We start from the raw sequence: 19,308 nt of genomic DNA on the forward strand, positions 1-19,308 counted from the left end.
TCAATTACAACTCATCAAAAGCATTAATTGCTTCTGATAATTTTTTCACGCCATGGATCTGCATTCCTGGAATACCTCCCTTAGGCATGTTAGCCGCCGGTACAATCGCTTTCTTGAAGCCGTGTTTAAATGCCTCATTAAGACGCTCTTGCCCACTTGGTACCGGTCGAATCTCACCCGCTAGGCCTACTTCTCCAAATACCACCACATCTTTTGGCAATGCGCGATCTCTGAAACTTGAAAGTAGAGCCATCACCAACGCAAGATCAGCACTGGTTTCGGTTACTTTAACACCACCGACGACATTCACAAACACATCTTGGTCAGCCATTTGTAAGCCGCCGTGTTTATGCAGCACCGCTAATAACAACGAAAGCCTGTTTTGCTCTAGGCCGACAGCGACACGACGCGGGTTAGCCAGCTGGGAATAATCCACCAGCGCTTGAATTTCAACAAGCAATGGACGAGTACCTTCCCACACAACCATCACCGAACTGCCCGAGGTTTCTTCTTCACCACGAGACAAGAAGATCGCCGATGGGTTGCTGACTTCTTTTAGTCCTTGGCCTGTCATAGCAAACACGCCAAGCTCATTGACCGCACCAAAACGGTTTTTGTGGCTGCGCAGTGTTCTAAAACGGCTATCGGTTCCGCCATCCAATAGAACAGAACAGTCAATAATGTGCTCAAGCACTTTTGGCCCGGCTAAGGTGCCGTCTTTAGTTACGTGTCCCACTAAGAACACAGCAACGTTATTCTGTTTTGCGTAGCGCGTTAATGCGGTTGCCGATTCACGAACCTGAGCAACACTGCCCGGTGAAGACTGAACATCAGCAACATGCATAACTTGGATGGAGTCGATAACCATGATCTTAGGTTGTTCTTTTTCTGCAACCTGACAAATCTTATCCACGTTCGTTTCTGAGAGCATCTTTAGGTGCTCTTTTGGCAATCCAAGTCGAGACGCACGCATCGCGACTTGTTGCAGAGATTCTTCCCCGGTTACATAGAGAGTCGGTAATTGAGAAGAGAGCTGACACATGGTTTGTAATAGCAGCGTTGATTTACCGGCACCCGGGTTACCACCAATCAGGATCGCAGCACCCGGTACGACACCACCACCAAGTACGCGGTCTAGCTCTTTAAAGCCACTACTAAAGCGTGGTACTTCTTGTAGATTAATTTCAGATAATGTCTGAACGCTCGATTCTGTTACTGCACCTGCATAACCAGATAATCTTTCATTGCGCGCTACTTGAGGTGAAGCGGCTAACCTAACTTCTGTAATCGTGTTCCAAGCACCACATGCGTTGCACTGCCCCTGCCAACGTGGAAAGTCAGCACCACAGTCATTACACACATAAGCTCGTTTTGCCTTAGCCATAAAACCTCAATAATTTACTCAGTTACACAATGATGTTGTCAATTTGTGACTTATTTGACCGTACGGGTGAAAATAAACGTTGCAGTCATACCACTTATACTTAAAGATCGATTTAAACTAGTCGATAACATAAATGCACCGTCCATTCTAACAAGAAAAGTATGCAGCAATCTGAAATTCTATCTGTAGCAGAACGTCTTATCCCGGCCTACCACGCCGAAGATTTCGAATTCCTTCTTTCTCAAATGACAGAAGGCGAATCTCCGTCTCTAAAACTGCTGGTTAAAATGGAACTGAATCGTATCATGGCTCCGTGTACAAAGAGCATTGATTTACGTGGGCGCATTGATAATGAATGTCGTCAGTTCACGTTAGACGGCCGTAAACACTGGCTAGATGACATCGCGTTAAACGCGTATCAACGTGGTACAAAAAAGTTTAAAGGTTACACAGAAGGCGCATGGGAGTTAGTAATGACTCCGCGAACTCAGCCTCTGAGCGTTGTTAAAACATCTTCTCAAGGTAACCACGACATTACTAGCGCCAATAGCCCGTATGAAGCGGAAGCTATTAACCTAGGTTACGACTTAAAGCGCCAAGAGAACAGACTCAAGATTAGCTCGCAGGTCGAGATCACCACATCGAAAGGGCAAAGCCTACATGGTGTAACGGTTGATATCTCCCCGTCGGGTGCAAAGTTCAAAGTACCGAGCGCCTTTCGATACAACCTCGGCGAGATCATCAGCGTTAAGTTCTCAGAGCTTATCGAAAAGTCCCAAGAAAACGATGTTAACCAAGCGGTTGAATTTCGTGTTTTGGGTATCGACGAATCTTATGAGAACAACGCGGTCAAATTTCTAAGAACCATCAAGGTAAGCGACAACAATATTGTGGCTCGCTTACTCGATGAGTCTTTAAATAGCACCAGTAAGAAAACCAGCCATGAGAATCAAGATAGGATTATTCGAACTCGTACTCGAGGAATCGAACATACCTATCTAAAGCATACTTGTAACCTACCCCTGTTTTTCAGCGGCAGCGAACTAAAGCTTGCCCTACTGACGGATAACAACCATCCATTATGGCAATATTGGCACGACGAACGAAATCAACAAGCGCTGGGTACCCTGTTCAACGAGCAACGTATGAACCTGTTGGCGAAACCAGGAGTGAAGGGAACCAGTAACGTTATCTACTCTTTTACCCATGAACACCAAAACAAGACCTTGTTCTATTCAATGATGCTGCCTGAAGCCTCTCGTGAACAAAGACAGCTGTTCTGGCACATCGGTGGCAAACGTAAAAGTTGGAAGGCGTTCAAGTTCTCGGTTTTCGAACTTTCAGACACTGAGCGACAAGCATTAGCTAAACACTCGGATACGCTGGCTCAAAGCTCAGCTCAACTGACGCATTGCGGAATCTTGCAAGAGATTGGCGATCACGAAAGTGCGGCGGACTATCTTCTGAGTGAAAAGCCACGCATTCCAAGCAGTGAATTGAACCGCTTCCGTCACCCGCGTACTGTCATCGGCAATATTCAAAGCATTTACTTTGACTCTCAGACTCGTCGTAAAGAGCCGAGATACCAATTTAAGTCACCGTTGCAACTTACATCACAAGATGGCACAGCGGCGAACGGACACACCTTAGATATTTCGAAGCGTGGACTGAGCATTAGCCTTGAACACCCAATGGTACTCAAGATTAATGATCCGGTATTAGTGAACTTCAATGAACTGCAGCTCTATGACAAGAACCTGCCACTGAGCACAGTGCCTTACCACGTAATTCGAGTGAGTCCGAATGGTCGCAACGTGCAGTTGGTTATTGCCGAGAACGCCAAGACAATGCGTACCATCGCTTTCCTTAATGGGCTTATCGATCAAAACCAAAGTAAGCTGATTAAGAAGCAAGAGATACTGCCAACACATTCGCTACTCGAATCACTGCACAACATTTTGTTGAGCAAGATGGTCAGTAACCCAATATTCATTGATAAGCCAAGTTCAACGCTGCGCTGTAAGATCATTGGTGTGAATTTCCCACTGAATAAGCATCTAACGTTACTTGCTAAACTTGGTCACAACCAAAAGTTCTCACTCGAGCCAATCTTCAAGGGTCACACCAACTCACTGTTGGCTGAGCCACTAAAAAGAATTGAAGGTGCGGAGCCTAAGCATCATGACGTGTACATTGCTGCAGTGAAGTTTGGCGACAAAATCCAGTCGGTACACACCAAGTTGGTCAAAGACTTCGCCTCAGCAAAGGAACGCATCTTATTCATCAAGAAAGCGCAGCACTTAGGTGATGTGTATGTATTGCGAGTCACCACGGCACCTATCTTTAATCCGCTAACGAGTTTATTCCAGTCGGATTTAGAAGAGCTTTCACGCATCAGTATGCATCAAGCTAAGAAGCTAGAGAATGAGGTGACGGCGTTTATCGGTTATGGCGAGATAGAGGACATTACCGATGAAGTGCTGATTCGATTGGAGCTAACACGCTAGCCTCGAGTGGCGTATTAACTTAAGCATGAAAATTGAAAAAGCAGGCTGATAGCCTGCTTTTTTTGTGTCTGAGCCACTATTGCTAAATAAGATACATAGCCAATAGCACTTAGGTAGAGCCCCTAAGGTTTCGCTTGCCAGCTGATCTTCTGTTGCTTAGCCAATACACCCGACAAGATACACAGCACACCGCCTAAACCTGCGTAACGAACAGCAGTTTGAGCTTGCTGCTCTACTTTTGGTTTTGCGTGGTAGGCAATGCCTAAACCTGCAGAGCCCATCATCACCAAGTCATTGGCACCATCACCAACGGCAACGGTATTATGTAGTTCCAATTCGTACTCTTCAGCCAACTCTACCAAGATATCCGCTTTGGTCTGCGCCGAAACAACATCGCCTAAGACTTCACCCGTCAACTTACCGTTGACGATCTCAAGCGTGTTTGATTGAGCATGGTCTAGATCAAGGGTATCTTTCAGGTAGTCAGAGAAGTAAGTAAAACCTCCTGATGCAATCGCTGTTTTCCAGCCAAGCTTATTTAGAGTATTCACCAGCCCGACCAAATCTGGCATGAATGGCAATGACTGACGCACTTGCTCTAATATCGACTCATCCGCACCTTTCAGTGCTCCTACTCGTTGGCGCAGGCTCTGTTCAAAGTCGAGCTCGCCTTGCATCGCTCGTTCTGTGATTTCAGAGACTAACTCTCCCACTCCAGCTAGCTTGGCAATCTCATCAATGCATTCAATTTGAATCGCTGTGGAATCCATATCCATCACGATCAAACCTGGCTTAGATAAGTCTGGGACCTCGCTAAGGCAAGCATAATCAAGCTTTAGCGCTTGGAGGATTTCTTCGTGTGCTGGCGTTAGATTGCCTGACATCAAAGCCACTTCATAATGCCCAACCTTCCACGTATCGAGGATGGTGTTGTAAGTGCCAGTGAAAAAGTCGATGTCATCGAAAGATTGTGGAGATAGGTACTCACCAAACACAATCCAATTGGCCTTGGATTTAGCGAGTTGAGAAGCGAAACGAGTCTCGGGGAGTCGAGTTAATAATGTCGTATGCCTTTTTATCGGCAGATATTTCTGATCGTCCATGTGTATGATTCCTAATTAACTATGCTAAACGTTAACCTATTGCAATTTGAAAACGCAAGTCTCAATATGTCTTAATCATAACATTTGTTTATTTCAGGCTTCGTTAAACATGAATGAATCATTGTTCTCAATACGTAACGCTTTACGAATGCTAGCCCTCATTTTGTTGGCTACCATGTTCGTTGTAACGATTAAAAATACGGTCGTGATCAGTAAAGGTAACGAGAAGATCCAAGCAAAACAATTGGAAACTCTTACCAAGCTGCTTATCTCTCAGGCATCACTTTCAGCCAGCAAGATGATCACGCAACAAGACCAAGAGCGATTGCTTGATCTGACTAACCAGCTATCTCAAGACCGACTGGTGTTCGATACCACCATCTATGATGCAGAGGGTATTCGACTGGCTTCGAGCGAAAAAGCCCTCTCGGTACGTGAGGTTCTTGGCTTAGATACACCACTTTCAACAGCAAGTATCGGCAGACAACAGTTAGTTGAACCTATTTATTCTCCAGAGAAAACGATCATCGGCTTTATTCGAGTGACTTTTGAAACCGGTAAGATGACGGCGATTTCTGATCACCACTACCGCAAAAGTGATCGCTACATGATCGGTATGGTGTTGATGGGGTTTGTGAGTGGCGTGTTGTTCATCATGCTGATTCGCAGAAGACCAACTAAGTCTGGTGAGAACTTACTATTGAAAAATGTAAGCTCATAAACACACTAGGCTGACAATAAATACTAGACTCAGAATAAGTACAGCAATCCAATAAAAAGCCCCGACGCTCAGGCAGCAACGGGGCTTTTTGTTATCTGTTAACTTATCAAGCTAAGACAAATCAAGATTATTCTTGGTCACCAAGCAACACTGAGTCTAGTGCGATAACCATCATGTCGTTGAAAGTCGTTTGACGTTCATCTGATGTCGTTTGCTCACCAGTCTTGATGTGGTCAGAAACAGTACAGATCGTTAGAGCTTTTGCGCCGTATTCAGCACATACACCATAGATGCCAGCCGCTTCCATCTCTACGCCAACAATGCCGTATTTGTCCATTACTTCGAACATCTCTGGATCTGGCGTGTAGAACAGCTCAGCCGAGAACAGGTTACCGACTTTTACGCCGACACCGAGAGCTTTGGCTGCATCTTCTGCCGCGCGCACCATTTTGTAATCCGCAATCGCCGCAAAGTCATGATCTTTAAAGCGAATACGGTTCACTTTAGAGTCAGTACATGCGCCCATGCCGATCACCACATCACGCACTTTGATATCTTCGCTCACTGCACCACAACTGCCCACACGAATGATCTTCTTCACACCAAAGTCTTTGATAAGCTCAGTCGCGTAAATAGAACAAGATGGAATGCCCATACCGTGTCCCATTACCGAAACCTTACGACCTTTGTAAGTACCGGTGTAACCAAACATGTTGCGAACGTCGCACACTTGAACCACTTCTTCTAAGAAGGTTTCAGCGATGTATTTAGCACGTAGCGGATCGCCTGGCATTAAAACTACGTCAGCGAAATCACCCATTTCAGCATTAATATGTGGAGTAGCCATTGAAAATATCCTTAATCTCAAAACAAAAAAAGAAGAGAGAAGTTTCCCTCTCTCTTCGTTAACTATTATAGAAAGCTTGTACCGTGTCCCATTGGCGATGTACCAAAGTATGACGCTAAGCTTTGACCGATATCAGCAAATGTATCGCGACGGCCTAAAGAACCGGCTGGAACCTTCTGACCGTAAACAATCACAGGGATGTGCTCACGAGTATGGTCTGTACCTGGCCATGTCGGATCACAACCGTGGTCTGCAGTTAGGATAAGCACATCGTCTTCTTTCATCATATCGATGATTTCATCGATGCGACCATCGAAGTACTCAAGTGCCGCTGCGTAACCAGCAACATCACGGCGGTGGCCGTAAGCTGAGTCGAAATCAACGAAGTTAGTGAACACGATAGTGTTGTCGCCCGCTTCATTGATCGCTTCTTTGGTTGCTTCAAATAGCGCAGGGATACCTGTTGCTTTGGTTTTCTGAGTGATGCCACAACCCGCGTAGATATCAGAGATCTTGCCGATTGAGTGAACGTTACCGCCCTTCTCATCAACAAGTTTCTGCAGGATAGTTGCCGCAGGTGGCTCAACAGAAAGATCACGACGGTTACCCGTACGCTCAAATTGACCTTTACCCGGACCAACAAACGGACGAGCGATAACACGGCCAATGTTGTAATCTTCTAGCTCTTCACGAGCAATCTGACAAAGGTCTAATAGGTTTTGCAGGCCGAATGTCTCTTCGTGACAAGCGATCTGGAAAACAGAGTCTGCAGAAGTATAGAAGATTGGCAGACCAGTCTTCATGTGCTCTTCACCTAGGTTATCTAGGATTTCCGTACCAGATGAGTGGCAGTTACCCAAGAAACCAGACAGGCCTGCACGCTCAAGGATGCGGTCAGTCAGTTCTTTTGGGAAGCTGTTCTCTTTGTCGGTGAAGTAGCCCCAGTCAAACAGTACAGGAACACCTGCGATTTCCCAGTGACCTGATGGCGTGTCTTTACCAGAAGACAGCTCAGCAGCGTGACCGTAAGCGCCAATGATCTCAGCGTCTGCATCCATACCAGGAGCAAAACGACCCGTAGACTCTTTGTGAGCCATCGCTAGACCTAGCTTAGACAGGTTTGGCAGTGCCAGTGAACCTTTACGATCTGCATTGTCTGCAAGACCTTGGTCACAATGATCTGCGATGTGGCCCATAGTGTCAGAACCTACATCACCAAATTTGTCTGCATCCGCTGTTTCACCGATACCGAATGAATCTAAAACTAAAATAAATGCTCTTTTCATTTTCTTCACCAACTTATTGCTCTTTGCACCAGAACTCTGTTTATCGGTATACGCGAGGTATACCGATACCTGTTATTTACACGTCTTCAGAACGAATCTGACGGTAAACGTCTGGCGTTGCTGTATATTCTCCGCCCACAGTGATTGCATTTTGTAATGCTGTTGCAGCTTCTTGCCACTGTTGTTCGTTGCGAGCATGAATCATTGCTAATGGCTTATCTTCACTTGCTACTTCACCTAGGCGAATGAAGTGATCAAAACCGACTGCGTAATCAATGCTGTCAGTTGCTACACGACGACCGCCGCCCATACCAACCACAGCCATACCAATTGCACGAGTATCCATTGCTGATACCACACCGCTTTCTAGCGCGTACACTGGCTTAATAATGTCTGCTTTTTCTAGGTAGTTATCGTAGTTCATTACGAAATCAACTGGACCACCAAGGCCCGCTACCATTTTACCGAAGCACTCTGCTGCTTTACCGTTATCCAGTACTGCCATCAGTTTTTCGCGCGCTTCATCTGAATCTTTTGCAAGGTTGCCCAGCACCAACATTTCAGCACACGATGCTAGCGTGATCTCTAACAAGCGTGGGTTACGGTATTCACCCGTTAGGAACTGAACCGCTTCACGAACTTCTACTGCGTTACCCGCTGAAGAAGCCAGCACTTGGTTCATGTCCGTTAGGATTGCTGTTGTTTTAGTACCCGCACCGTTTGCTACTGCAACGATAGATTTCGCTAGCTCTTCAGATGCTTCGTAAGTCGGCATGAATGCGCCTGAACCTACTTTTACATCCATCACTAGAGAATCAAGGCCAGCGGCCAGTTTCTTAGATAGGATTGAAGCCGTGATTAGCGAGATATTATCGACTGTTGCTGTGATATCGCGAGTCGCGTAAACACGCTTATCAGCAGGTGCTAGATCGCCTGTTTGACCGATGATCGCTACACCAGCATCTTTCGTTACTGCACCGAACACATCATTGGTTGGTGTAATGTTGTAGCCAGGGATAGATTCAAGCTTGTCTAGCGTACCGCCAGTGTGGCCTAAACCACGACCAGAGATCATTGGAACGAAACCGCCACATGCTGCCACCATAGGGCCAAGCATCAGAGAAGTTACGTCACCAACACCACCAGTAGAGTGTTTATCAACGATTGGGCCATCAAAGTTCATGTGGCTCCAGTCAATCACCATGCCTGAGTCACGCATTGCACACGTTAGTGCGATACGCTCTGGCATTGTCATTTCATTAAAGAAGATAGCCATTGCGAATGCTGCAATTTGGCCTTCAGAAACCGTGTTCTTAGCTACGCCTTGAATGAAGAAGTTAATCTCTTCAGCTGTTAGGACTTCACCGTCACGTTTTCTGCGAATAATTTCTTGAGGTAGATACATTAGTGCCTCCCAAACTCTAGTGAGTATGGTTTGTAGGGAAAGAGGTAATGTGGAGTGACTTAACGCCACTCCATCAAACAGACTAAATCTTGTTACACCCGATTGGGATATTAGTATGCTGCTGGATCAGCAGTCTGGTCTGTCACTTCTAATGTATTAAGAAGGTTAGTTAGTAGGCTTGAAGCACCAAAACGGTAGTGCATGTTGTCTGCCCACTCAGCGCCTAATAGCTCATCAGCCATTGCTAGGTATAGTGCTGCATCTTCAGCAGTACGTACGCCACCAGCTGGTTTGAAACCAACTGTTTTAGCAACGCCCATGTCACGAATAACTTCAAGCATCATGCGCGCGTACTCTGGAGTCGCGTTTACTGGCACTTTACCTGTTGAAGTTTTGATGAAGTCTGCACCTGCTTCGATACAGATTTGAGAAGCTTTCTTGATCAGTGCTTCTTCTTTCAGTTCACCTGTTTCGATGATCACTTTAAGCGTGATGTCACCACAAGCTGCTTTACACTGTTTAACTAGCTCAAAGCCAACTTCTTCGTTGCCAGCAATAAGAGCACGGTATGGGAATACTACGTCAACTTCGTCTGCGCCGTACGCTACCGCTGCTTTTGTTTCTGCAACAGCAATTTCGATGTCGTCATTACCATGAGGGAAGTTAGTTACAGTCGCAATGCGTACTTCTGGAGTACCTTGCTCACGCAACGCTTTCTTAGCTGCGGGGATAAAGCGAGGGTAAATACAGATTGCAGCGGTGTTGCCTACTGCAGTCTTCGCGTCATGACAAAGCGCCACTACTTTTTCTGTAGTGTCATCGTCATTTAGCGTAGTTAGGTCCATAAGTTTAAGTGCACGTAGAGCTGCTGCTTTTAAATCGCTCATTTCTATCTCCGATCAATATATTCAAATAGTTAACTACTTCGCCCTCCATCCAGTATAGATGGATATTTTAGTAATGCTCAGTAGCCACAAATGAACGGACTTGGTTCCCTGAAGACTTGATAACTTTCGCTACCAATTGCAATCCTTGTCACCGCACAGTACCAGTTTGGTCTATGGCACAACAAATCAGTCATGTTGTGTCTAACATCTATAGCGTATCGCTAATTTTGGCTTAATCCCAGAAGAATAACGTTCGAGTTGATTTCGAGGTTACTTTCTTGCCAACAGAGACATCCTATCCCTTTAGCTTATACATTATAGGTATCCATCAATAAATTGTAGTGCTCCTTAGAACGCAAACGGTTTGTATCTCAAAAAAACATTCTAGACCCATTATCGACTTCAAGCTGATGCTTATGCTCATCTCAAAGAATCACTAGGCCTAAAAACAAAAAAGCCCCGCAGCAATTTCTTGCTACGGGGCGATATTATTATGGCGTCTATATATCGATTTCTAACTAATTAGAAAGACAGGAAGAAGCCAGCAATTGTTGCTGCCATCAGGTTAGATAGAGTACCAGCAATTACCGCTTTAACACCCATACGTGCGATGTCGTGGCGACGGCTTGGTGCAATACCACCTAGACCACCTAGAAGAATCGCAATTGAAGAAAGGTTTGCGAAACCACATAGTGCGAATGCGATGATAGCTTGAGTCTTCTCAGACATCACTTGACCAGTTGCTGCAACAACTTGAGCGTTTTCACCAACGTATGGTACGAAGTTTAGGTATGCAACGAATTCGTTAACAACTGTCTTCTGACCAATGAAAGAACCAGCGATAGTTGCTTCTTCCCATGGAACACCAATGATGAATGCTAGCGGTGCGAAGATCCAACCTAGAAGAAGTTCTAGAGTTAGGTTTTCCATACCGAACCAACCACCGATGCCACCTAGGATACCGTTGATTAGAGCAATTAGACCGATGAATGCTAGTAGCATTGCACCAACGTTAAGTGCTAGTTGTAGACCAACTGATGCGCCACCTGCTGCTGCGTCGATAACGTTAGCTGGTTTGTCATCGCCACCGTCCATTTCGTCAGCGATGTTGTCGTCTGGCGTATCTGTTTCAGGCTTGATGATTTTAGCGAATAGTAGACCACCAGGTGCTGCCATGAATGACGCTGCAACTAGGTACTCTAGAGGTACACCCATAGATGCGTAACCTGCTAGTACACCACCAGCTACAGAAGCCAAACCACCACACATTACTGCGAATAGTTCAGAGTTAGTCATTTTAGGAACAAATGGACGAACAACTAGAGGTGCTTCAGTTTGACCAACGAAGATGTTTGCTGCTGCAGACATAGACTCGGCGCGAGAAGTACCTAGAGCTTTCTGAAGACCACCACCAAGAACTTTGATTACAATTTGCATAACACCAATGTAGTAAAGTACAGAGATAAGTGCAGAGAAGAAAATCAGAGTTGGTAGTACTTGGAAAGCAAAGATGAAACCGATACCGTCAACTGAAAAGTTAACTAGGCTGCCGAATAGGAAACCAGTACCGTCTTTACCGTAGTCGATCACGTTTGCTACACCAGCAGAGAAACCTGCAAGTAGATCACGACCCCAAGGGATGTAAAGTACGAATGCACCAAGTGCGAATTGGATAGCGAAAGCGCCACCCACTGTTCTTAGATTAATAGCTTTGCGGTTGTCAGATAGTAGTACTGCGATTGCGATCAGTGCAACCATTCCGACTAGGCTCATAAACAGGCTCATAGTTTATGACTTCCTTATTAGTTATTTATTGGCGTGTTACAAAATGGGGCTATAAAGCGGAGGCAATTATACTCATGCGACCACTAATAAAGTAATGCCGTCCTCACACTTTCGTAGAAGATTCATGTACCATTCACACGCAAATGTGAGCCAAATCACAAGCTCAGTGCAATTTACGCAAACGATAAACAAAAACCTTCGGTTTTATTCACATATACCGAATGCGCGATGGCTATTTTGCCAAATTTGCGCTGCAATCGATTGCTTTGGCTCTTTTCTAAGCAAAAAAAGTTCATTTAAGATCGTAACTAAATATTTGGAATGATTAACATTTCCTTGGTTTCCATACATGGGCATGTCCGGAGCATCCGTTTCCAATACCAGACATTCAAGGGGCAATTTTGCGATGGTTGTGCGTGTTTTTTGCGCTCTTGGGTAAGTTATCGTTCCACCGACGCCAATATAGAAACCGAGCTTGATCCACGCCAAAGCTTGCTGTTCACTCCCAGAAAAACCGTGAATCACACCACCTAAGGTGAACTTATGCTGCTTTATTAGCTCGATAAGTCGGTTGTAAGACTTCCTCTCATGGATGATTAAAGGCAGGTCAAACTCCTTCGCAAGCTCCATTTGTTGGATGAAAAAGCGCTCTTGTTTCTCTCGTTCAACGTCCACAAAAAAGTCCAACCCACACTCACCAATGGCCACACACTGACGTGTTTTTGATGCGAGTAGTTGGTGAAGTTCTTCAAATTGCATCTCATCCGCTTGCTCTAAAAAGTAAGGATGAAAGCCTAATGCGTAGTAAACATTGGGGTGAGATTGCGCAATTTTCTCAAGCTTATGCCAGTTATTTTGACCGATAGAAGGGATGAGTAACTTCTCAACTTGAGCCTGTTTTGCCTCTTTGATATATCCCTCAATGCTCAGCTCATGGGTAAAACCTTGCTCAAACGCCTCAAAGTCTGCGTGGCAATGTGTATCAAATAGCGGAAAATCACTTGTTTGCTGTGTCATCTTTCCCACTCTCAGCTTGCTGCCCTTGAGGATCTCGACGATAAGGAACACAACTGCGCTTGTTTTCAGGCGTTAGCCCAAGCTCTTCACACCACTTATCATATCTTTTAACCCAAGTTTTTATCCAACCCAACATAACTGCCTCTAACCTCAGCCTTTAAACCTCAAATAAAACGCATTAAAAAACGCCTATTGCAGAACAATAGACGTTTTTGTTTAACTCTAATAGATCGCGGAGAAATTAGTGCTCGCGCGTCGCTCGGAACTGAACTTCAGGGAAGCGTTCAGAAGCTAGGTTCAAGTTCACCATAGTTGGTGCGATGTAAGACAGGTTGTCACCGCCATCTAGCGCTAGGTTAGATTGGTTCTTACGTTTGAATTCTTCTAGTTTCTTAGCGTCATCACATTCAACCCAACGAGCTGTTGCAACGTTAACACCTTCGTAGATAGCTTCTACGTTGTATTCCGCTTTCAAGCGCGCTACAACCACGTCGAACTGAAGGACACCAACCGCACCAACGATCAGGTCGTTGTTCTGCATAGGACGGAATACTTGTACTGCGCCCTCTTCTGAAAGCTGAACTAATCCTTTTAGAAGTTGCTTCTGCTTCAGTGGATCGCGTAGACGGATACGACGGAATAGCTCAGGTGCGAAATTAGGAATACCAGCGAACTTAAGGCTCTCACCTTGAGTAAAGGTATCACCAATCTGGATAGTACCGTGGTTATGTAGACCGATAATATCACCCGCGTATGCTTTTTCAGCACGTGCACGGTCACCCGCCATAAAGGTTACCGCATCAGAGATACTTACACTCTTGCCTGTACGAACATGGTTCATCTTCATACCTTGGTTGTAAGTACCCGAAACGATACGCATGAATGCGATACGGTCACGGTGTTTAGGGTCCATGTTTGCTTGGATCTTAAATACGAAACCAGAGAACTTCTCTTCTGTCGCTTCAACATCACGCTCGTTCGCTTGACGCGTTTGAGGTGCTGGAGCCCATTTCGTTAGACCATCAAGCATGTGGTCAACACCAAAGTTACCCAATGCAGTACCGAAGTAAACCGGCGTTAGTTCACCCGCTAGGAATAATTCATGGTCAAACTCAGGACAAGCACCGATAACAAGCTCTAGCTCTTCACGTACGCTTTCCGCAAGATCAGCACCTACTGCTTCATCTAGCTCAGGGTTATCTAGACCTTTGATGATACGAACTTCTTGGATCTCGTGGCCGTGGCCAGATTCATACAAGATCGTTTCATCACGGTGAATGTGGTAAACACCTTTAAACTCTTTACCGCAACCAATTGGCCATGAGATTGGAGCACAAGCCATACCTAGCTCGCTCTCTACTTCATCAAGCACTTCCATTGGGTCACGAACGTCACGGTCAAGTTTGTTCATAAACGTTACGATTGGCGTATCACGCAGACGTGTTACTTCCATTAGTTTACGAGTACGATCCTCGACACCTTTCGCAGCATCGATAACCATCAAACATGAATCAACCGCTGTTAGCGTACGGTAGGTATCTTCCGAGAAATCTTCGTGTCCTGGAGTATCTAGTAGGTTTACTAGGCAATCATTGTATGGGAATTGCATTACCGACGTAGTTACCGAGATACCACGTTCTTTTTCCATCTCCATCCAGTCAGATTTAGCGTGCTGGTTAGAGCCACGGCCTTTTACGGTACCCGCTTTTTGAATCGCGTTTCCGAATAAAAGAACTTTTTCAGTAATCGTGGTTTTACCCGCATCCGGGTGAGAGATAATCGCAAACGTTCTACGTTTGCTCACTTCTTGTTGGAAAGACATAGTCGCCCTTTGCTGATCTAAAGCGTAAAAAGGGCAAGTAGATAATACTTGCCCTTGAATTCTGTGTGCGGATTATACAGAAAGCGTATCACTTTCTAAAGGGTCAGTTTACACCCTATTTTTTGGCTAATTTTGTGATTAGCTATCTAGTTAGCGAAAAGACGTAACATGACTAGCTAAAAGACATAAAAAGATAGCTCATAATGATGGCATCTTCGTTGCCTTGTTTAGTTGGATAGTAATTACGACGGCGATCAACTTCGTTGAAGCCTGCCTTTTCGTAAAGATTAAACGCGTTCACATTACTTTCGCGAACTTCCAGCCAAGCGCTTTCAGCATCAGCTTGTTCACATATATCAAGGAAATGTTCAGTTAGTGCCTTACCATAACCTTTGCCTTGCTTGCTTGGGTCTACCGCAATATTAAGCAGCGTCACTTCACCAACAATATTTTGAGCGAAGAAATAGCCCACCACTTGTCCATCAACTTCAAGGACATGATGACAAGCGCCTCGGCTATCAAGATCTCGGATCATATTTTCAGACCAAGGGTGAGAATGCGCGGCCTGCTCTATCTTCCAAATGGCGTCTAGGTGTTGTTGTGAAGTCGGTAAAAATTGATTAGTCATAAGCACAAATTTGTTGCCATAAGTCGCGGCGGTGTTGGTTGTTACCGTTAATGTCAGACAGTAATGGCGATTGAAGTGTTTTAGCATTCAGCTCTTGAGCCGACTCACAACCCGCAAACCACACCCATTCAACATCACCAAGTTCGATAGAAGATAAGTGTTGAGGCTGAATATGTAAGGCTTGAGATAAGTCGAGTTTGATACTTTTGAGTACACGCTCAAACATCACAGCGAGGTCTTCCTGAGGTTTTTCAGGCGATACCAACAGTAACTTGCAATCGTTAGAGAGCGGAGTCAATTCAGATTCATAGCCCGCTAAACGCTCTGGGTGGCTAAGATCCCATTGGCTAATGCCCATCTCTTGCAGGTATTGTGCGTGTGTTTGTGACATATCTAGCGGTGTAACCTTAGGTTGATAGTGGGCGACTTATTAGAGCAGAGTTAAAACGAGCTCATCAGAGTTGGGCTGATACTAACAAAAAATAAAGGAGCATCAAGCTCCTTTATTTAGACTAAATCAGTTTGTATCTTGTTGCGTGATAAATCAGCTTATAAGTCGTTGAACTCGGGGCTGTAAGCAATCTCACCAGCATGTCCAGCAAACGCACCGTTTACCAATTCAATCGCTTGGAAAGCACCTTCAGGCACATCCCAAACACAACTCAGGCCAAACTCGCTCGCAGCCTTGAAACCAAAGCGGCTGTAATAAGCAGGGTCACCCAACACAACGCAAGCTGGGTAACCAAAATCAACCAAAGTGGAAAACGCATCTTCAACTAGAGATTTGGCGATGCCTTGGTTGCGGAACTCTTCTTTCACAGCGAGAGGCGCAAGCCCTTGCCAGTTATGATCGTCGCCATCAAGAGTGATAGGGCTAAACATCAGGTGACCAACCACCTCGCCTTCATCAGAACAAGCCACCAGCGATAGCGTTAAATGGCTATTCTCACGCAAGCTCATAACCAAGTTAGCTTCTGCATCTGTTTCAAAAACAGATTTCAATAAACGATCAATGACAAGTATATCTGCCGGTGCTTCAGTTCGAATAAGCATTCATTACCTCACTTTGTGTATCTGGGGATTGTACTCCCTTCTGCACAAAATCAGCTAATTGATTTAACAAAGTTTTCATAGGAGTCGGCAATAAGTCCAAATCTACGCTATCCATCAAGTTTTTGACCTCTAAACCGAGCTCTGTATCACCTTCAATAGACAGTCGACGTTGGAAGAAAAGCGTATCTGGGTCTTCTTTACGTCCCGCAATCAACACAAGATCGTTAAGATTGCCGCTAAAGCTTACATCTTCAACCACCTCTTTATCAGCTACAACCAGTTGCTCATTTTTGTAGCTAATACACCAACTTAACCCCATGTCTTTTATTGAGACTTTCAGCCATTTGTCTTCTAAAAACTCAAAGTCACCGTCCTCTAAAGCTTCCTTGAATACATTCTTAAGCGCCTCCAATAAGGCTCTTTTTTGTACTGTTTTAGGCAATAACTGGACTGGAGATCGCAAAATTGATGCGGCATTTTGAACTAGTTGAGTGCGAATCTTGTTTATCACGTGACTTATCCGTAACTTTGTCAATAATATGGAATGCATCATAGATGATGTTGAGATCTCAGTTACTGTTATGTATCAAATTAACTTCTGTTTGATACTCGACCTTTAATATCCTGAAAATCACAGTTATAGTAACTCAGGTAATGAGAATTACAGCGGATCGCTGCACTCACAGGTAAATATCGATAGCCACACAAAAAGTAATAAATATTTATCGATAGTGAATATTCAAGCTCTTGGAGAATTGGTAGTACTTTGATGCCTCCCCAACAACTACAACATTGGTTTACCCAGCTAACTGCAAATAGTCCGTTCTTTTTTGCAGTACTTGATGCTCAACATAACTATTTTATGGTGAATGAGCGTTACTGCGATATTGCTGGTTTGAGTCAAACAGAGCTTGCAGGCATGAATGATCGCCAAACATTGGGCGAACAGTTCTACCAACATCTCAAGCCTTACTATGAGCGTGCATTCAGTGGCGAAACGATTGAGGCCGAAGTCACCCTCAACGAAACAGACCTCGATACCAGCCTTCATTTCAGCCTATCTCCGCTTACCAATGGCAACAAAACCGACTACATCGTCTTTCACGCCTTCGACACATCAGAAAACCAAGTACTTGTCCGTTCTTTAGAAGAATCCGAAGCCAAATTCCACAAACTATCTCAACTACTCCCTGACGGATTACTGCTCGTTGAAAGTGACTATATCTTGTCATCCAACCCAGCGGCAGCGCGCCTGCTTGGCTTTAACTCAACCACAGAGTTAATTGGCGAACAGCTGGGACGCCTATTTATCGATGAACAAACCAAAACAGTCTTCAATAATAACCTCAGCTCTATTATTTCTGAGTCTGGTTTGGTTTGCTTAACGGGTGCGCGATGCGGCTTTGAACGTAAGGTCCAGCTCAACATCGACTCCACCACCGTTCTTGGAAGCAACACTCAGCTGGTGCTTATTCAAGACGCACAAGAAACCGCAAAACAATACACACCAGCAAACAGTGAAGATGCCTACATAGATGCACTGACCAAACTCTACAATCGAGTTGGGTTTACTAAGCGTCTTGAGCAGTTCATTCACAACGATACGCCGGTGGTGATGCTCTACTTAGACATTGATAACTTTAAAAATATCAATGACTCACTTGGTCATCACATCGGTGACAAGGTGATTAAAGAGGTCGCTTCGCGTCTTAAACGCTTACTGCCTCGTAAGGCCGTGATTGGACATTTAGGCGGGGATGAGTTTGGTATTATCCTTCCAGAACCTGAACATCAGCGAACACCTGAAATGCTCGCTGAAAAGATCATTTCCCTGATCAATCAACCCTTCGATCTTCACCACTTTAGCAAGCGCTTAGCCTGCTCTATTGGTAGTGTGAGCTTTCCTCAAGATGGTACTGATGCTCGTATCTTGCTGCAAAATGCAGACACAGCAATGTATGAAGCGAAAGATCGTGGTCGTAATCGTCTGATCAAGTTCAACGAACAGATGAATAAAGAAGCGCGTATGCGACTGTGGCTTGAGATAGAGCTCCAAAAAGCACTGCAACAAAATGGACTTGAGGTTTGGTATCAACCGAAAGTGAATGCCCGTGATTTCACCATCAACGGCGCTGAAGCTCTGGTACGTTGGAAGCATCCTGTCGAAGGTTATATCAGTCCGGCCGCGTTCATTCCTGTGGCGGAACGAGCAGGGCTTATTGAACAACTTGGCCGAGTGGTAATGCGTGAAGTATTTGCTACGGTTAAGCGCTGGAAGATGCAAGGTATCCTTCCAGGTCGAGTGGCTATCAACCTTTCACCAGAACAGTTTGGTAACCCGAAACTGATTGATTACATGGAAAAGCTACTGCGTTCGACCGAGCTTGATCCAAGTGCGATTACGTTCGAGCTAACGGAAAGTGCGGTGATGAGTGATAGTGAACACACACTCCAAATGCTTAACGCCATCAAGAAACTTGGCTTTGCTCTCTCCATTGATGATTTTGGTACAGGTTACTCTTCACTGTCTTACCTTGCTCGCTTCCCAATTGATGAGCTTAAGATAGACCGTGCTTTCATCTCTGATATCGATACCCTACCAAAGCAAATCACCGTAATTGAAAACATCATCAACCTAGGTAAATCTCTCGATTTGACCGTGGTTGCTGAAGGTGTCGAAACCAGTGAGCAAGCAACTCTGCTATCGAACCTCAACTGTAGTTCGATTCAAGGCTTCCACTTCTACCGTCCGCAACCAAAACAAGATGTCGAAGAGTTGTTTGCCCAAAACCGCCGTCATAAGAACTAATCAAGTACCTCATATTTAAACCAAGCCAACATGTAAAACGGTCACTCGTCAGTA

The 19,308-nt window shown here is 44.9% G+C and carries 17 protein-coding genes; 3 read left to right on the top strand and 14 right to left on the bottom strand.

The features are described from left to right. Window positions 1-4: 4 nt before the first annotated feature. The gene (gene radA, locus AB4133_RS05200; protein WP_017058826.1) at window positions 5-1,384 is read right to left on the bottom strand and encodes a DNA repair protein RadA; all 1,380 of its coding nucleotides are present in this window, start codon (window positions 1,382-1,384) and stop codon (window positions 5-7) included. 161 nt (window positions 1,385-1,545) lie between these two features. Here radA and AB4133_RS05205 point away from each other — a divergent pair, with 161 nt between their 5' ends. Then, complete coding sequence (locus AB4133_RS05205; protein ID WP_372224044.1) at window positions 1,546-3,891, top strand: PilZ domain-containing protein; 2,346 nt, start codon at window positions 1,546-1,548, stop codon at window positions 3,889-3,891. 122 nt (window positions 3,892-4,013) lie between these two features. Here the strand turns inward: AB4133_RS05205 and serB are convergent, their stop codons facing one another. Continuing rightward, window positions 4,014-4,994 (bottom strand): phosphoserine phosphatase, encoded by a 981-nt coding sequence (gene serB / locus AB4133_RS05210; protein ID WP_371721146.1) that lies wholly within the window; start codon window positions 4,992-4,994, stop codon window positions 4,014-4,016. A 109-nt stretch (window positions 4,995-5,103) separates the two neighbouring features. Between serB and AB4133_RS05215 the strand changes: the two genes are divergently transcribed. Then, window positions 5,104-5,715, top strand: coding sequence for a YtjB family periplasmic protein (locus AB4133_RS05215; RefSeq protein ID WP_076655999.1), 612 nt, complete (start codon window positions 5,104-5,106; stop codon window positions 5,713-5,715). A gap of 127 nt (window positions 5,716-5,842) precedes the next feature. Here AB4133_RS05215 and deoD read toward each other — a convergent pair whose 3' ends face one another. From deoD to AB4133_RS05275, 12 genes are all read right to left on the bottom strand, one after another. Next, on the bottom strand, window positions 5,843-6,562 hold the full coding sequence (gene deoD / locus AB4133_RS05220; RefSeq protein WP_017063285.1) for a purine-nucleoside phosphorylase: 720 nt from the start codon (window positions 6,560-6,562) through the stop codon (window positions 5,843-5,845). Between the two features lie 65 nt (window positions 6,563-6,627). After that, on the bottom strand, window positions 6,628-7,848 hold the full coding sequence (locus tag AB4133_RS05225; protein WP_372224045.1) for a phosphopentomutase: 1,221 nt from the start codon (window positions 7,846-7,848) through the stop codon (window positions 6,628-6,630). Window positions 7,849-7,924: 76 nt separating this feature from the next. Continuing rightward, window positions 7,925-9,253: a thymidine phosphorylase gene (gene deoA / locus AB4133_RS05230; protein ID WP_371721147.1), complete on the bottom strand. Its 1,329-nt coding sequence runs from the start codon at window positions 9,251-9,253 to the stop codon at window positions 7,925-7,927. A 110-nt stretch (window positions 9,254-9,363) separates the two neighbouring features. Further along, window positions 9,364-10,140 (bottom strand): deoxyribose-phosphate aldolase, encoded by a 777-nt coding sequence (gene deoC / locus AB4133_RS05235; protein ID WP_010436196.1) that lies wholly within the window; start codon window positions 10,138-10,140, stop codon window positions 9,364-9,366. A gap of 522 nt (window positions 10,141-10,662) precedes the next feature. Beyond that, complete coding sequence (locus AB4133_RS05240; RefSeq protein WP_017058833.1) at window positions 10,663-11,925, bottom strand: NupC/NupG family nucleoside CNT transporter; 1,263 nt, start codon at window positions 11,923-11,925, stop codon at window positions 10,663-10,665. A gap of 204 nt (window positions 11,926-12,129) precedes the next feature. Beyond that, window positions 12,130-12,942 carry a TatD family hydrolase gene (locus AB4133_RS05245; protein ID WP_372224046.1) on the bottom strand — a complete coding sequence of 271 codons (813 nt, stop codon included), beginning with the start codon at window positions 12,940-12,942 and terminating at the stop codon, window positions 12,130-12,132. Further along, window positions 12,923-13,078, bottom strand: coding sequence for a DUF5363 family protein (locus tag AB4133_RS05250; protein ID WP_170791810.1), 156 nt, complete (start codon window positions 13,076-13,078; stop codon window positions 12,923-12,925). Before AB4133_RS05250 ends, AB4133_RS05245 begins: the two co-directional genes overlap by 20 nt. A gap of 105 nt (window positions 13,079-13,183) precedes the next feature. Next, window positions 13,184-14,764 carry a peptide chain release factor 3 gene (gene prfC / locus AB4133_RS05255; RefSeq protein ID WP_017059244.1) on the bottom strand — a complete coding sequence of 527 codons (1,581 nt, stop codon included), beginning with the start codon at window positions 14,762-14,764 and terminating at the stop codon, window positions 13,184-13,186. 172 nt (window positions 14,765-14,936) lie between these two features. Then, window positions 14,937-15,392, bottom strand: coding sequence for a ribosomal protein S18-alanine N-acetyltransferase (rimI, locus tag AB4133_RS05260; protein ID WP_017059243.1), 456 nt, complete (start codon window positions 15,390-15,392; stop codon window positions 14,937-14,939). After that, entirely contained in the window at window positions 15,385-15,783 is a 399-nt protein-coding gene (locus AB4133_RS05265; RefSeq protein WP_102398361.1) for a DNA polymerase III subunit psi, read from the bottom strand. The genes rimI and AB4133_RS05265 overlap by 8 nt, the downstream gene beginning before the upstream one ends. A 158-nt stretch (window positions 15,784-15,941) precedes the next feature. Beyond that, a complete protein-coding gene (locus tag AB4133_RS05270; protein ID WP_017063279.1) occupies window positions 15,942-16,445 on the bottom strand; it encodes a GNAT family N-acetyltransferase in 504 nt (167 codons plus the stop codon). Continuing rightward, window positions 16,429-16,956 (bottom strand): SCP2 domain-containing protein, encoded by a 528-nt coding sequence (locus tag AB4133_RS05275; RefSeq protein WP_029235120.1) that lies wholly within the window; start codon window positions 16,954-16,956, stop codon window positions 16,429-16,431. The genes AB4133_RS05270 and AB4133_RS05275 overlap by 17 nt, the downstream gene beginning before the upstream one ends. 258 nt (window positions 16,957-17,214) lie before the next feature. Between AB4133_RS05275 and AB4133_RS05280 the strand changes: the two genes are divergently transcribed. Then, a complete protein-coding gene (locus tag AB4133_RS05280; protein WP_017059239.1) occupies window positions 17,215-19,254 on the top strand; it encodes a bifunctional diguanylate cyclase/phosphodiesterase in 2,040 nt (679 codons plus the stop codon). The last annotated feature ends 54 nt before the right edge of the window (window positions 19,255-19,308 follow it).

It is taken from the genome of Vibrio sp. 10N.286.52.F8 (genome assembly GCF_041468745.1).
Taxonomy (GTDB): domain Bacteria; phylum Pseudomonadota; class Gammaproteobacteria; order Enterobacterales; family Vibrionaceae; genus Vibrio; species Vibrio crassostreae_C.

Coding starts and splice junctions, on each gene's coding strand:
- radA (WP_017058826.1), bottom strand. CDS start 1,384: ATGGCTAAGGCAAAACGAGCTTATGTGTGTAATGACTGTGGTGCTGAC.
- AB4133_RS05205 (WP_372224044.1), top strand. CDS start 1,546: ATGCAGCAATCTGAAATTCTATCTGTAGCAGAACGTCTTATCCCGGCC.
- serB (WP_371721146.1), bottom strand. CDS start 4,994: ATGGACGATCAGAAATATCTGCCGATAAAAAGGCATACGACATTATTA.
- AB4133_RS05215 (WP_076655999.1), top strand. CDS start 5,104: ATGAATGAATCATTGTTCTCAATACGTAACGCTTTACGAATGCTAGCC.
- deoD (WP_017063285.1), bottom strand. CDS start 6,562: ATGGCTACTCCACATATTAATGCTGAAATGGGTGATTTCGCTGACGTA.
- AB4133_RS05225 (WP_372224045.1), bottom strand. CDS start 7,848: ATGAAAAGAGCATTTATTTTAGTTTTAGATTCATTCGGTATCGGTGAA.
- deoA (WP_371721147.1), bottom strand. CDS start 9,253: ATGTATCTACCTCAAGAAATTATTCGCAGAAAACGTGACGGTGAAGTC.
- deoC (WP_010436196.1), bottom strand. CDS start 10,140: ATGAGCGATTTAAAAGCAGCAGCTCTACGTGCACTTAAACTTATGGAC.
- AB4133_RS05240 (WP_017058833.1), bottom strand. CDS start 11,925: ATGAGCCTGTTTATGAGCCTAGTCGGAATGGTTGCACTGATCGCAATC.
- AB4133_RS05245 (WP_372224046.1), bottom strand. CDS start 12,942: ATGACACAGCAAACAAGTGATTTTCCGCTATTTGATACACATTGCCAC.
- AB4133_RS05250 (WP_170791810.1), bottom strand. CDS start 13,078: ATGTTGGGTTGGATAAAAACTTGGGTTAAAAGATATGATAAGTGGTGT.
- prfC (WP_017059244.1), bottom strand. CDS start 14,764: ATGTCTTTCCAACAAGAAGTGAGCAAACGTAGAACGTTTGCGATTATC.
- rimI (WP_017059243.1), bottom strand. CDS start 15,392: ATGACTAATCAATTTTTACCGACTTCACAACAACACCTAGACGCCATT.
- AB4133_RS05265 (WP_102398361.1), bottom strand. CDS start 15,783: ATGTCACAAACACACGCACAATACCTGCAAGAGATGGGCATTAGCCAA.
- AB4133_RS05270 (WP_017063279.1), bottom strand. CDS start 16,445: ATGCTTATTCGAACTGAAGCACCGGCAGATATACTTGTCATTGATCGT.
- AB4133_RS05280 (WP_017059239.1), top strand. CDS start 17,215: ATGCCTCCCCAACAACTACAACATTGGTTTACCCAGCTAACTGCAAAT.